Origin of the sequence: uncultured Shewanella sp. (genome assembly GCF_947501665.1) — a bacterium.
Classification (GTDB): Bacteria; Pseudomonadota; Gammaproteobacteria; order Enterobacterales; family Shewanellaceae; genus Shewanella.
The window spans coordinates 53,798-67,919 of record NZ_CANMWS010000004.1 but is presented as its reverse complement, the minus strand read 5'-3'; the positions used below and the strand labels follow the sequence as shown (position 1 = coordinate 67,919).

The window sequence follows — 14,122 nt, the reverse complement described above, 5'->3', positions numbered from 1 at the left end:
CGTTAATAATAAAAAACCGCGATTAACGCGGTTTTTTTATATTCAGCGATTATTGCGCTGTTGTATTTTTTGGGGGCGTCGTTAATCCACGGTTGATTAAAGCGAGATCTTTTTCATTTAATGTGCCAGCGGCTTGTTTAAGGGCTAAGACAGAATTAATGTAATTATAACGGGCTGTTGATAGTTCACTTTTAGAACTATATAGCGTACTCGTGCTGTTCAGTACATCAACGATAGTGCGGGTGCCAACTTCAAATCCTGCTTGTGTCGCTTCTAGGGCACTTTGTGAGGAAATTACCGATTGCTCATAAGCACGAATGGAGCTAATTGAAGCGTTTACATTATTAAAGTAGCTCCGCACATCTTGCACTACACTGCGATGGGTTTCTTCTAATACTTCACTGGCATTAACATAATCATATTGTGCTTGACGTACTTGTGAATTGACACTAAAACCAGAGAAAATAGGAACATCTAATGTTACAGCAAGAGAGCCATTATGTTGTTTACCACCATAGATACTGCTTTCAGCAGTAGAGTCTGTTCGATATCCCGATGCATCTAAGCTAAGCGTGGGTAAATGTCCTGATTTATAGAAGGCGATGGTTTCTTCGGCAATGTCTTTGCCGATTTTATCAGACAGTAGTGATAAACTGCTTTCTTCAGAAGCTTTGACCCAGTCTTTAACATTTGTGGGAGAGACCGCAGTAGCTGAAAAACGACTGGTATCCAATACATCAATATTTTCGTAATCCACGCCTGTAATCGCACGCAGTGATTCATAGCTATTGGTTAAGGTATTTTTAGCAGTAATTTCTGTTGCTGTAGCTAAATCATATTGCGCCTGTGCTGAATGCACATCGGTAATAGCGGATAGCCCGACTGCGAAGCGTTGTTTCGTTTGGGCTAATTGGCGCTCATAAGCGCGTCTTTCAGCTCCTTGAAACTCATAATCATCTTGGGCGCTTAGCACATTAAAATAAGCTGTGCTAACGCGAATAATCAAATCTTGTAGCGCCGCCGCGTACGTGGCATCAGCTTGAGTGGCGGTCTTTTCCGCAATGGTTAAGCTAGACCATAGACTATTATCATATAAAGTTTGTGATAAGCTTAGTCCAACAGAGCTTTGACCACCAGCACTTGAGAAGCTTGCAGGGTAATCGTTCCAAGTTTCTGTATAACTGACACTGCCACTGATTGTCGGCAATAGTGAAGCGCGAGATTGTTCGATTTGTTCGTATAACGAATTTCGCTGGGCTTTCGCCTGTAATGTGGCTGGATCGTTCGTTAATGCTTGTTCATAAATTTGTAAAAGGTCGGTCGCCTGAACGGTATTGGCTGTTGCTGCAAGCGATAAAGCGATGTAGAGAGAACGGATCTTAAATTTCATTTTATGTCCTTGTTAGGAAAAACGCTCCCAGAGGAAAGGCTTTATTTATTGTTAGCCATGCGTTGTTAGAGTTAGACGATTGCGTTTCCCGACGCTTCTCAAGTTAATGCCAGATTAACTGATGTTTAGATTCTAAAAAAAATCCACTTTCTAAGTCAACTATCAAGTGTAACAGTTTTTTTCAAAATAACTATTTTTTGTATTATTTCTATTTAGTTAGAATAAAACCTTAAGGTGAGTAATAATTCTAATTTTTGTTGGAGACGGATAATATTATGGGAAAAGAAATGTTTAATTTGGCTGATGTGAAATTGATGAATAAAAAAGTCAGTTATCAAGGTTTTTTTCAAGTTGAGGAGTTGACTTTCAAACATAAGCTTTTTTCAGGACAATGGAGCTCAGTGGTTAAACGTGAGGTGCTTGAAAGAGGTAACGCAGTCGCGATTTTGGCTTACGATCCTTATCTTGAACAGGTCATATTGGTTGAGCAAATCAGAGTACCTGTACTGGCACAGATAAAAGATGAATTGGCTCAGTCCCCTTGGTTATTAGAGCTGGCAGCAGGTATGATAGAATTAAATGAATCACCTGAAGATGTTGCAAGACGAGAATTGATGGAAGAAACAGGGCTAGAAGCGAAGCAACTGAATAAAATTCTTCATTTTTATCCAAGTCCTGGTGGTTGTAGTGAACGAGTGGATTTATATCTTGCTATTGTTGATGCGACAAAAGCCTTTGGTATACATGGACTGTCTAGTGAGAATGAAGATATACGTGTTCATGTGATGAGCCGAATTAATGCGTATAATAAAGTCATGTCGGGTGAAATAGTCAGTGCACCAACGATTATTGGTTTACAGTGGTTAATGATGAATAAGAATGCTTTAGAGGTCGTAGCGAAAAGTGACACAGTCTAGATTTGCGAAGAAAACAAAATATCAACCTAACATAAGTCGGTTTCTTGCTTTGTGTGGACGTAACTATGTGAATATTTTACGTTGGTTACCCCATGCCACTCTTAAAGGGCATCACTGGCAAGTTGTAGGGGAATGGGGTTGTTTAAATGTTCGTTTATTAGAAGACACACCTTATACTCAAGTGATTAATATTTCTCGTGATATAGGGTTTAAAAAAATCTCTTCTTCAAATCAGGTTTCGTCTGAATCCGTTTTGTTATTATCAACACCGCATATATCAGTCCGTATTTTTCATGATGCTCAATTAGCAGAAGTGTTAACTAGTCAACAGATTTCTCAATTACGCCCAGTGTATGATTACCCCAATGTAGAAATGCATCATGAAGATGAAAAGTTTCGTGTTAACGCTTTTCTGGAAGAGTTATTGAAAATAGGCGGGTTAGTTAAAACCGTTTGTTAATCATTTAGGTAATGAATGTGTTGAAAGAGGCGGCTTCTTATTCTGTTGCAAACAATAAAACGGTGAGATTGGTACAGATCACCGATCCTCATTTATTTGCTGATCCTGATGCCCAATTATTGGGTGTGAATACAGCGCACAGTTTAGAAGCGGTATTAAATACCTTAAATGCCACTGCTTCTCCTGCAGATGTTATGTTAGTGACTGGGGATATTAGTCAGGATTATACTGATAAATCTTACCATAACTTTATCGAAGCCATTAAGCCCATTGGATTACCGTGTCATTACCTGCCTGGTAATCATGATGATTTACGTTTGATGAACTTACACATGCAGGGTGATAATGTGCATGGACATAAATGTATTTATATTGGACAGTGGCAAATTTTGATGCTCAATACAACGGTTAAAGGTTCTCCTGGTGGGATAATGCCTGATACGGAATGTGAGTTTATTGAGAGAGCAATTGCTACAGCATCCGATAAACATGTTTTATTGGCTATGCATCATAATCCTATTTTTGTGGGCTGTTTATGGCTTGATAATCATTGGATGAAAAACGGTGATGAATTTTTAGCCTGGGTATCGAATTTTCCTCAAATAAAAGGGCTACTGTGGGGCCATGTGCATCAAACCATAGAAGAAACATATCAAGGTCATTTCGGTAACATAAAGTTAATGGCAACCCCCTCGACCTGTATTCAATTTAAGCCTAAATCAGATTATTTTGCTTTAGATGCCCTTCAGCCGGGTTATCGTTTGCTGGATCTCAATGCAGATGGTAGCATTCTAACAAATGTGTATCGTGTGCCAGGTGAGCATTTTTCACCTGACAAGGACGCTGGCGGTTATTAATCTTTTCTGCATCTTGGGCCGTTATCAATGATGAAGGATAGTCAGTAATCGCAGCATGGGGATTTATGCTGCTCTATATTCATGGCTTCAATAGCTCTCCGTTATCTGACAAAGGTGTGATGACGGCTCGTTTTATGGCTCAATCTTATCCTAATGTGACGTTTTATCAGCCTCAGTTACCGAGTGATATTCAAGAAGCCATCACATTGCTTGAAACTATCGTTAAAAAGGCGAAACAAGCTGGGCAAACGCTTAATTATATCGGTTCATCATTAGGAGGTTTTTTAGCAAGTTATCTTGCTGAACGTTACGGTGGTCAAGCGGTATTGATTAACCCCGCGGTGAATCCAGTAGAGTTATTTGATGGTCTAATGGGTGAGCAGTACAACCCTTATACGGATGAAACATATCACATAAAACCTGAACATAAAGCACAGCTTGTTGCATGTGATACACAGGTTATTTTACATCCTGATCGCTTTTTTGTGTTATTACAAACCAATGATGAAGTTTTAGATTATAAGCTTGCGGTCCAAAAATATCATTGCTGTCAGTTGCTTATTCAGCCTGGTGGCGATCATAGTTTTATCGGATATGAACAGCAGCTAACGTCGATTTGTGACTTTTTGCAGTTAGAATATTAAACTCAAAGGGCAATCAAGCCCCAAATATTATAAGAATTAAGTTTGCCATGACTAATCAATATACCTCTGATGCAATTGAAGTTCTTAACGGACTTGAACCTGTAAAACGCCGACCCGGTATGTATACCGATACCACGCGTCCCAATCACTTGGGTCAAGAAGTGATCGATAACAGTGTAGATGAAGCGCTGGCTGGGCATGCAAGTAAGATAGAGGTGATTTTACATAAAGATAATTCACTGGAAGTGATTGATGATGGTCGAGGTATGCCGGTGGATATTCACCCTGAAGAGGGGATACCTGGTGTCGAATTGATTTTGACGAAATTGCATGCTGGTGGAAAGTTTTCCAATAAGAATTATCAATTTTCCGGTGGACTTCATGGTGTTGGTATCTCAGTTGTTAATGCGCTTTCCAGTCGAGTTGAAATTACCGTAAGGCGTAATGCCCAAGTGCATGAAATGGCTTTTGAGCACGGTGATAAAGTGGAATCGTTATCTGTCACTGGGGCTTGTGGACGACGTAATACTGGAACTCGAGTGCATTTCTGGCCTGATGCAAGCTATTTTGATTCTGAGAATTTCTCTATCTCAAAATTGATCTACTTATTGCGTGCAAAAGCTGTTCTGTGTCCTGGTTTAAGAATTAAATTTGTCAATAAACAAACTAATGAGACTGAAGAATGGTGTTATGAAAGTGGCTTAGAGGATTACCTTAAAGCGACTGTGAAAGGCTCAGCTATGTTACCAGAGGCACCTTTTGTTGGTAGTTTTAAGGGGAATTTAGAGGCAGCTGATTGGGCAATTACTTGGTTGCCTGAGGGGGGAGATTACCTTACTGAGAGCTATGTTAATCTTATTCCTACCGTATTAGGCGGTACCCACGTTAATGGCTTTAGGCAAGGGTTATTGGAGTCAATGAGGGAGTTTTGTGAATTTCGTAATTTGATCCCTCGCGGATTAAAGTTAAGTCCAGAAGATATATGGGATCGCAGTTCTTTTATTTTATCTGTCAAAATTCAAGATCCTCAGTTTGCGGGTCAAACAAAAGAGAAACTATCGAGTCGGCAATGTGCCGCCTTTGTTTCAGGTGTCGTTAGGGATGCGTTTAGCTTATGGTTAAACACGCATACTGAACAGGCTTTAGCCTTAGCTGATATGTGCATTAATCATGCTTTAAAACGCCTGAAAGCGGCTAAAAAAGTCGCCCGTAAAAAAGTCACCTCAGGACCTGCTTTACCGGGTAAATTGACCGATTGTAGCGGCCAAGATCCCATGAAAGGCGAGTTGTTTTTAGTGGAGGGGGACTCTGCTGGAGGCAGTGCGAAACAAGCACGAGATCGTGAATTTCAAGCGATTATGCCTTTGAGAGGAAAAATTTTAAATACTTGGGAGGTCGATGCTTCTCAAGTGTTGGGCTCTAGTGAAGTCCATGATATTTCTGTGGCAATAGGTTGTGATCCTGACAATGATAATATTGCTGAATTACGCTATGGCAAAATTTGTATTTTAGCGGACGCCGACTCAGATGGTTTACATATTGCCACTTTGCTTTGTGCACTGTTTTTAAAGCATTACCGAGTTTTAGTTGAGCAAGGACATGTTTATGTTGCTATGCCGCCGCTGTTTAGAATTGATATTGGAAAAGACGTATTTTACGCGCTGGATGAAGCTGAGAAAGAAGGCATACTGGATAGATTAGTGGCCGAAAAGCGCAAAGGAAAGGTGCAGGTGACACGCTTTAAAGGCTTGGGGGAGATGAACCCTCTACAGTTGCGCGAAACCACCATGGATCCTAATACACGGCGTTTGGTGCAACTGACTATTGATGATGCTGAGGATACGATGGCATTGATGGATATGTTGCTTGCAAAAAAGCGCTCAAATGATCGTAAGGCATGGCTGGAAATGAAAGGCGATTTAGCACAAATCTAATGTTTTAAGTCATGGTCATTGAAACGATAAAGTAACGGTTAAGGGAATAATCTAAGGGTAATAATCATGATAAGTATTCAAAAAAAGCAATGGTTTGAATTATGGTTATTCGCAGCTTGTGTTTGGAACTTTCAAGCTAAGGCTAATGATTTGTCGATGATCAAAGTGGCTGATGGTTTTTCGATAAGCTTATATGCCTCTAATTTGGGGGATGCAAAACAATTAGCTGTGGGTGATAAAGGCACTTTGTTTGTTGGTACTGGAAAAAGTGGGTTGATCCATGCCTTGGTCGATACCAATGGTAGCGGTCGGGTTAACAAACGCTATGTGGTGGCTCACGGGCTTACTATGCCAGAAGCAATTGCTTTTTATCAAGGTGATTTATTTGTGGCGAGTGAAAGAAATATTTTACGTTATCGGAATATTGAGAATAACCTTAGGCGACGAATGAGGCCTGAAGTGGTTTATCAAAAATTGCCTGGGGACGTGATAAAAAGTCGCCGTGCAATTCAGTTTGGTAAGGATGGACGCCTTTATATAACATTAGGGGTTAACTGTAATGTTTGTGAGGCAAAGCTGCCTTTAGGTCAGTTGTTAGCGATTAACATTGATACGGGGGATACTGAAGTTATTGCGAGTGGGATCCGTCGAGTGACAGGCTTTGATTGGTCTAAAGATGATAAATTGTGGTTTGCTGATCTCGGGCGAGATTGGTTGGGCGATAATTTACCGGCAGATGAGCTTAATCGAGTGGATACGGTAGGGGCGCATTTCGGTTTTCCTTACCTACATGGTAAATCAGTTCAAGAACCGGCTTTTACGAAACCTAAAGGATTAAAGATCACTAAACCTGTGTATGAGTTACCAGCACATGTTGGTCCTATGGGGTTGCATTTTTATCGAGGGAGTCAATTTCCAAGCCTGTATCATAATCAACTGTTGGTGGCTGAAAATGGTTCATGGAATCGTTCTAGTAAAGTGGGTTATCAAGTGACACTTTTGCAGCTTGAGGCTCAGAAGGTGGTTAAGCGAACAACGATGGTGAGCTTTTTAGACAGTGAGTTTCCTGTGGCTCAACCGTATTCTTTAACCACTGCACCTGATGGTGCTTTGTTTATTTCTGATGATTTTAAGGGGCGAGTATATCGACTGTCTTATAAAAATAATCATCAAGTAAAGGATATTTTATAGATGAGTGATGCAATAGATTTGAGTCTTGATGGGGTTGAGCAGATGCCGCTGCGCCGCTTTACCGAAGAGGCTTATCTAAATTATTCGATGTATGTGATTATGGATCGTGCATTGCCCCATATTGGGGATGGGTTAAAGCCTGTGCAACGTCGTATTATTTATGCGATGAGTGAATTAGGGATCACTGCGCAATCGAAACATAAAAAATCGGCTCGTACAGTAGGGGATGTGTTAGGTAAATATCATCCCCATGGCGACAGTGCTTGCTATGAGGCCATGGTATTAATGGCGCAGCCTTTTTCTTATCGTTATCCATTGGTCGATGGACAAGGTAACTGGGGGGCGCCGGATGACCCAAAATCTTTTGCGGCTATGCGTTACACCGAAGCGAGATTATCAAAATGTGCAGAGGTCTTATTAGGCGAGTTGGGTCAAGGTACCGTAGATTGGGGGGTTAATTTTGATGGCACCATGAAAGAGCCCTTGGTATTACCGGCTCGCTTACCGCATATTTTGATGAATGGTATTACAGGCATTGCAGTGGGGATGGCCACAGATGTGCCGCCGCACAATGTCAAAGAGTTGGTGTCTGCTTGTGTGGAATTGTTGGATAACCCTAAGGCAGATCTTGATCGTTTAATGGCATTGCTGCCTGGGCCTGATTACCCCACTGACGCTGAAATTATTACTCCTGTTTTTGACATAAAAAAAATCTATGAGACAGGTAAAGGCTCTATTAAACAACGGGCTGTTTATAATATAGAATCCGGCGAAGTGGTCATTACCGCACTACCACATCAAGTGAGTGGTGCGAAACTATTAGAGCAAATAGCTGGGCAGATGCAGGCCAAGAAATTGCCTATGGTGTCTGATTTGCGTGATGAATCAGATCATGAAAACCCCGTGCGAATTGTGATAGTTCCACGCTCAAACCGAGTTGATTGCGAACAGTTAATGGCGCATTTGTTTGCGACAACAGATTTGCAAAAAAGCTATCGTGTTAATTTAAATATTCTTGGATTAAATGGGCGTCCTCAGGTTAAAGGCTTAAAGCAAATTTTAACCGAGTGGCTAGAGTGCCGTTTTAACACCGTTAAGCGTCGTTTAGAGCATAGACTAGATAAAATTTTAGCCCGATTGCATATTCTTGATGCCTTAATGATCGCTTTTTTAAATATTGATGAAGTGATTGAGATTATTCGCCATCATGATGATCCTAAAGTGGAGTTAATGAGTCGGTTTGGACTGACTGAATTACAAGCTAACGCTATTTTAGATTTAAAATTACGTCATTTGGCTAAGTTAGAAGAAGTTAAAATCAAAGCTGAACAAAGTGAGCTTGAGGCTGAGCGGGATAAGCTACAGCTAACGTTAGGCTCAGATCGTCGTATGAAAACCTTGATAAAAAAAGAGTTGCAAAAAGATGCACAAACCTATGGTGATGAGAGGCGCTCACCGTTAGTGGTACGTGCCGAAACCAAAGCTCTGACAGAGCAGGAACTCATTCCTGTTGAAGCAGTTACTGTGGTGTTATCTGAAAAAGGCTGGGTGCGTTGTGCAAAAGGGCACGAGGTTGATGGCAAAGCATTATCTTACAAGGCTGGGGATGACTTTTTATGTTCTGCTGCGGGGCGCAGTAATCAAGTGAGTGTATTCATTGATTCTGGTGGCCGAGCCTTTACCACAGATACCCATAGTTTACCTTCAGCGCGCTCTCAAGGGGAGCCGATTACGACTCGTTTTAATTTAGCGCCAGGCATGACAGCTCAGCATGTGTTACTGAGTGATGATGAGCAATGTTACTTGTTAGCAAGTGATGCAGGCTATGGTTTTATTGCTGAATATAAAGATATGATTTCTCGAAATAAAGCGGGTAAGGCTTTACTCACTTTACCGAGTAATGCAAAAGTGCTTAATCCTCAAAAAGTCAGCCCTGAACGCAGTGAATCTATTTTAGCGATTACTAATGAAGGCCGTATGTTACTTTTTGGCCTCGATGCCTTACCGCAATTATCTAAAGGTAAGGGAAATAAAATTATTGGTATTCCGACTGAGCGGGCAAAAAATCGTGAAGAGTTATTACTTCATTTGCAATTAGTGCCAATTGATACACCTGTAACATTATGGGCTGGCAAACGTAAGCTCACCTTGAAACCCAGTGATTTAGAACATTATCGAGGTGAGAGAGGTAGGCGTGGGGCTAAATTACCTCGCGGTTTGCAGCGAGTGGATAAGATCACCTTAGATGACGAGAATGCATCTCTATAACGATGAAGTGATATACTTTATTGTTTGATGTTTATTGACATGATTTGCATGAGCCCTGACTGTTACAGTAAGGGCTTTTTTAATGGGCTGCTTTATTTTTCTGGTTCCGCGGATTTTTTAATAAACATCCAAAGAATGTAGCCCAAAATACCGATAGTGCTAAAAATGACGATCATAGACAGTAAGCCGATGGCGTTACCAAACATGAGATCGAGCCAAAATGCCATTGTTAAATCCTTTTGTCTTTATTTGTTGGAAATATAGCCTTGCTTGAAGACTAAGCTATTGATCTGGATCAATTTGAATAAGTTAAACAGAAGTGAACAAATAAAATGACTGAGCTTTGTTAAGGGGCTCACATTTTGAGAATTAAGGTGAATAAGGACGGTACTGAGTGAATTTCATGCGGTCAGCCATAAACTGCAAGTAAAGTGCTTGCCATTGCTCTGTGCTTGAGTATAATTCTCTGCAACTTAACGAGGAGTGACTATTTACTCTTTGATTTAAGTCATTAGTATTAATGAAGCCGGTGTGGTGGAATTGGTAGACACGTCGGATTCAAAATCCGATTTCTTCGGAAGTGACGGTTCAAGTCCGTCCACCGGTACCATTAATATTAATCTCGACTTAGGCATTACTAAGCAGAGATACAATAACCGACCATGAGTCGGTTTTTTTTATGCTTAAAATTAGATATTATCAATCGTTCAAGTGAATTTAAGTACAATAACTGACTTTCAATTTACTTAAGAGCACTTTGCTCCCATTTAATCATCATAAGCATGAAGGGCATGCTCTTGTGAAATTATCACTACCTTGTTGAATGGTATTACTCGTACCACTTTTGTATACGATATTCCACTTTGTCATAATTTCAGCTGAGCTGGGATTATAATATCCTGTCCATGATGTTAGGCTACCGCAATTTTTACCTCCGTTGATTGGTTTAGACCAATCAACCATAAAAACAATTTGATTGGCATTGACCCAACCTTTTAGCGGATATTTATCTTTTTTCTGAGCACAAGAAAAAGCTTTCATGCCATTTTGATAAAAGCCTGTAATGACTCCCTTTTCATTCTTAAGGATTGTCATCACTGAATTGCCCTCATTTTTCCAGACTTTATTTGCCGCTAAGCCACCAGATAAACCATTAAATAGCCCCTCTGCTCTGGCAACGCCGAATATCAATAGGGTGAGACTTAAAAATAGAGTGATCTTATTCATCATTAATTCCTTCTAATGTGGCAATGGTTCAATCAGTATTGGTTTATGTAGTCAAATTAACTAGTAAGTATAGACTATACAAGCTAAGGCTAATGAAATTATTGAGTGCTTTCACATGTCGACTGGGGATTTTTTCTGTTGAGAGTGGAATCTGGTATTGTTGGTAATCTATTGAATAATAAGTTTTTTAAACTGGCAGGCTCAACTGGTAAGTTAAATTTGACGTTACAAAAAATAGCATGCTTAAGGTAAGGGGGTGTGAATTGATGAAAGGGGAAGTGAAACCTCACGGGTATATGCTGCAAAGTAAAGTTGATTAATGTATTGAAAAGCACTTGAGGGCGGGTTTTTACTAAACTGAAATAACCTTCCAGAATAATTTGTAGATGAATGAGTCGATAATGGCGTATTTTCCCGTAGATAAAAATTGCTGGCAACTTATGAAAGGCTATAAGAAAAGTGTATTACTCAAAGGTGATCAAGATTTATTAGTTGAAGGAACGCTAATTCAACTGTTGATGATAGAACCTTACACTTCAGTGGCTGCGCATTACCATGAGCAAACCTTAGAGGTGTTTCATATCACCAGTGGAGCGGGCAACATGGTGATTGATGGCGAGTTATTTCAATTAAAAAAAGGAGATACTTTAACCTGTGAGCCCAAGATTGTTCACAGTTCTGAGAATCCTTATTCTGAGCCGTTTGAATATATTGTGATTAAGACTCATTGGAGTGAGGGAGATAGTATCTGGATTTAATATCTGGTCTGAGTGTTCGTTCCCTCTTAGGTTACGCCCTAAGAGGGAGGTTGAGATCTGTTAGCTTTGTAATATTTTCAGTGGCAGTCCCAGCATGCTGTCGCCTGTGCCGGCAAAATACCAAATAATGGCTACGAGCAAACCGACGGTAATGAAGTACCACAGTGTAGAGAATACTTGTCCGTATCTATCGAGGGGTAATAAATGACTTTGGTGACGGGTTTTCCACTCGAACATAATCTCAGCGCTACCGATGAGTAATAAAAAGCCCAGTAAGGCTAAGCCAAGCGTATAACTGATATAAATGCCGATAGCGGCACCTAATGCACAAGCAACCAGACCTGCGATACTGTTCATGGAAAAGCTGATGCTTTTTAAAATATGTCCGCCATCTAAAGGGAGAATAGGCAGTAAGTTAAATAAATTGAGTAAGGCATTAAAGGCTGCAAGTCCTGCAAAAAAAATGTGACCCGTTATCCAGTATAAAATTAACGAAATGATGGACATAAATAGTCCAAATGTTGGCCCCATGATGGAGATCACAACATCTTGCCAGCGGGTATTGATTTTCTCATCACTGAGTGCCAGTCCTCCCATGAAAGGAATAAGGTAGATGCCTTTGGTTTTCATGCCAAAATATTTCATTGCACGAATATGTCCATATTCGTGGAATACTAAACAAGCGATTAGTGCTAAGGCAAAGTGAAAAGAAAATAGCCAAGAATAAGCGGCTATACTGGCACCAGCTAAGACGACTTTAATTATTTTTGCGCTTTTTAGTAGTTTAAACCCCAGTGAGGCCAGCCCGATGAGACTAAATGATCTTTTGACTTTAACGGGCTTAATAGGCACTTGACGTTCAATATCTTTGGTGTTGCGGCTTCCTTCACTGAGTAAGGTTTCATTTTTAAACAGTTTGTATTGGATGGAGAAAGGCTGCCAGCTTAAGTCTGTTTCGAGTCTTATCTGAATTTGTTGTACTGCTTGAGGCGCATCGGGTTGTGTGATTGATTGTTTATGTTGTATCGAAAGCTCAAAGGTATGTATTTTTTTGCCTTCATTATCGGGGCTGGCATCAATGACTGAAACTAAGTTTTCTCCCCAAAAAAGTTGCTGCCAACCTGCCATAGAGCCTTCAAGTCTTAAGGGTTTGCCGAGGCAATTGATATTCATTAATTCCACTTTCATTATTACCTGTTTATTAAGTTACCTGCAAAGTTACAGGTTTTGAGTCAACTATACTTTATTTTATCCATTCTTGTGGTTCAGGGGGAATTATATGTGCCTGAGTGGCTGTTTTTTCTTTTTATCGTTCATACAAAGCTAAATTTATTTAGCTTTGTATTGCTGTTGAACTGAGGTTTTATGCTTGATTAGCATATATTTTATAATGATTGGTTTCGGCTTTCACATGCACTTGCTTGAAGTGTGTTTTGATGGTGTCGGCATAAGGTAAATGGCGATTAGCAACAATATAAAATAGCCCTGTTTTGTCCAGTCTTATGGCGCTCTCTTGTACAAAGGTTTTGGCTATTTGAGTCGTGGCTGATAACCCATCATGAAAAGGTGGATTAGAGATAATACCATTATAAAGCGTATTGGTTTGCCTTAAGCCGTCTGATGCAAAAATATTCGCGCTGAACCCATTGGCCTCCATGGTAAGCCTGCAGGCTTCTAATGCCATGGCATTAATATCGACACAATCTATACTTAACTCAGGTTGTGCTTTTAATAAGGCTGCGGTAATAACACCCGCTCCGCAGCCAAAATCTAAGACTTTCCCTGACATTTTTGGCAGGTTTTCAAGCAATAACTGAGTACCCGCATCGAGGCGTCTTTCACTGAATACGCCCACAAGATTGCAAATCGTCAGCTCACCTTGTGGAGTGTTGAGTTGATATTGACTTGTCCAATCTTTGATATTAATACTCGGTGCATCACCTTGTAATTCACTGCAAAAAAGTAAACAATGCCGAGCATTATCAAGCTTTATGGGTTTACTGAAATAATCAGGTGTTTGCTTTGTAATGGATTTAATACCGCCTTTATTTTCGCCGGTGATGATGAGCTGTCCTTCCTGCTTTAGGTGATGAGCAGCAAGGTTCAGTAAATAAGGCACTAATGATTTTGCTTTTGGGTAGTAAATGAGCACACTATCAAATTTTTCATCATGGGGAAGCTGATGGCCAAAATGAAGAGTTAATCTGTCGTGCTGATGATGATTTAATTGTAAGTGGTGATGGAAGTCCAATGCTAGCGCGCAAACATTTGAAGCGGTTTGCAATAATTCAACAGCAAGTAAATCACTTTCATAGTTGAGGATTAAGACAGAATGATTATCGACTAATTCGTGATTACGTAAAATAATTTGAGAAGGATTGGTTAGCACGGGGATCACATCAAGTAAGAATTTGCGCCATTATACGTTATTTTTCTTTAATGAGTTAAAGAGTCTTGAAAGCTTGATTTTCAAGAC

At 40.2% G+C, this 14,122-nt stretch carries 13 protein-coding genes and 1 tRNA gene; 9 read left to right on the top strand and 5 right to left on the bottom strand.

What is annotated here, in order from left to right; genetic code table 11:
- Positions 1-49 precede the first annotated feature (49 nt).
- Entirely contained in the window at positions 50-1,390 is a 1,341-nt protein-coding gene (tolC, locus tag Q0976_RS03920; RefSeq protein ID WP_299491192.1) for an outer membrane channel protein TolC, read from the bottom strand.
- 275 nt (positions 1,391-1,665) lie between these two features.
- On the opposite strand from tolC, the gene Q0976_RS03915 reads away from it, so the two are divergent.
- From Q0976_RS03915 to parC, 7 genes are all read left to right on the top strand, one after another.
- Positions 1,666-2,307 carry an NUDIX domain-containing protein gene (locus tag Q0976_RS03915; RefSeq protein ID WP_299491191.1) on the top strand — a complete coding sequence of 214 codons (642 nt, stop codon included), beginning with the start codon at positions 1,666-1,668 and terminating at the stop codon, positions 2,305-2,307.
- Complete coding sequence (locus Q0976_RS03910) at positions 2,294-2,767, top strand: DUF1249 domain-containing protein (protein ID WP_299491189.1); 474 nt, start codon at positions 2,294-2,296, stop codon at positions 2,765-2,767. Before Q0976_RS03915 ends, Q0976_RS03910 begins: the two co-directional genes overlap by 14 nt.
- A gap of 17 nt (positions 2,768-2,784) precedes the next feature.
- A complete protein-coding gene (gene cpdA, locus Q0976_RS03905; RefSeq protein ID WP_299491186.1) occupies positions 2,785-3,624 on the top strand; it encodes a 3',5'-cyclic-AMP phosphodiesterase in 840 nt (279 codons plus the stop codon).
- A 65-nt stretch (positions 3,625-3,689) separates the two neighbouring features.
- Entirely contained in the window at positions 3,690-4,268 is a 579-nt protein-coding gene (locus Q0976_RS03900) for a YqiA/YcfP family alpha/beta fold hydrolase (RefSeq protein ID WP_299491184.1), read from the top strand.
- 47 nt (positions 4,269-4,315) lie between these two features.
- Positions 4,316-6,202 carry a DNA topoisomerase IV subunit B gene (gene parE / locus Q0976_RS03895; protein ID WP_299491182.1) on the top strand — a complete coding sequence of 629 codons (1,887 nt, stop codon included), beginning with the start codon at positions 4,316-4,318 and terminating at the stop codon, positions 6,200-6,202.
- Between the two features lie 156 nt (positions 6,203-6,358).
- Positions 6,359-7,393, top strand: coding sequence for a PQQ-dependent sugar dehydrogenase (locus Q0976_RS03890; protein WP_299491471.1), 1,035 nt, complete (start codon positions 6,359-6,361; stop codon positions 7,391-7,393).
- Positions 7,394-9,661: a DNA topoisomerase IV subunit A gene (gene parC / locus Q0976_RS03885; protein WP_299491179.1), complete on the top strand. Its 2,268-nt coding sequence runs from the start codon at positions 7,394-7,396 to the stop codon at positions 9,659-9,661.
- A gap of 92 nt (positions 9,662-9,753) precedes the next feature.
- Here the strand turns inward: parC and Q0976_RS03880 are convergent, their stop codons facing one another.
- On the bottom strand, positions 9,754-9,888 hold the full coding sequence (locus tag Q0976_RS03880) for a DUF3149 domain-containing protein (RefSeq protein WP_299491176.1): 135 nt from the start codon (positions 9,886-9,888) through the stop codon (positions 9,754-9,756).
- A 298-nt stretch (positions 9,889-10,186) separates the two neighbouring features.
- Between Q0976_RS03880 and Q0976_RS03875 the strand changes: the two genes are divergently transcribed.
- Positions 10,187-10,271: transfer RNA gene (locus Q0976_RS03875), tRNA-Leu, on the top strand.
- A gap of 164 nt (positions 10,272-10,435) precedes the next feature.
- Here Q0976_RS03875 and Q0976_RS03870 read toward each other — a convergent pair.
- Positions 10,436-10,891: an avidin/streptavidin family protein gene (locus Q0976_RS03870; RefSeq protein WP_299491173.1), complete on the bottom strand. Its 456-nt coding sequence runs from the start codon at positions 10,889-10,891 to the stop codon at positions 10,436-10,438.
- Between the two features lie 398 nt (positions 10,892-11,289).
- Here Q0976_RS03870 and Q0976_RS03865 point away from each other — a divergent pair, with 398 nt between their 5' ends.
- Entirely contained in the window at positions 11,290-11,646 is a 357-nt protein-coding gene (locus tag Q0976_RS03865) for a cupin domain-containing protein (RefSeq protein ID WP_299491171.1), read from the top strand.
- A 60-nt stretch (positions 11,647-11,706) separates the two neighbouring features.
- Here Q0976_RS03865 and Q0976_RS03860 read toward each other — a convergent pair whose 3' ends face one another.
- Both Q0976_RS03860 and Q0976_RS03855 read right to left on the bottom strand, forming a co-directional pair.
- Positions 11,707-12,819, bottom strand: a complete 1,113-nt coding sequence (locus Q0976_RS03860) for a site-2 protease family protein (protein ID WP_299491168.1) — start codon at positions 12,817-12,819, stop codon at positions 11,707-11,709.
- A gap of 190 nt (positions 12,820-13,009) precedes the next feature.
- Positions 13,010-14,035, bottom strand: a complete 1,026-nt coding sequence (locus tag Q0976_RS03855) for a class I SAM-dependent methyltransferase (RefSeq protein ID WP_299491166.1) — start codon at positions 14,033-14,035, stop codon at positions 13,010-13,012.
- Between the last annotated feature and the right edge of the window lie 87 nt (positions 14,036-14,122).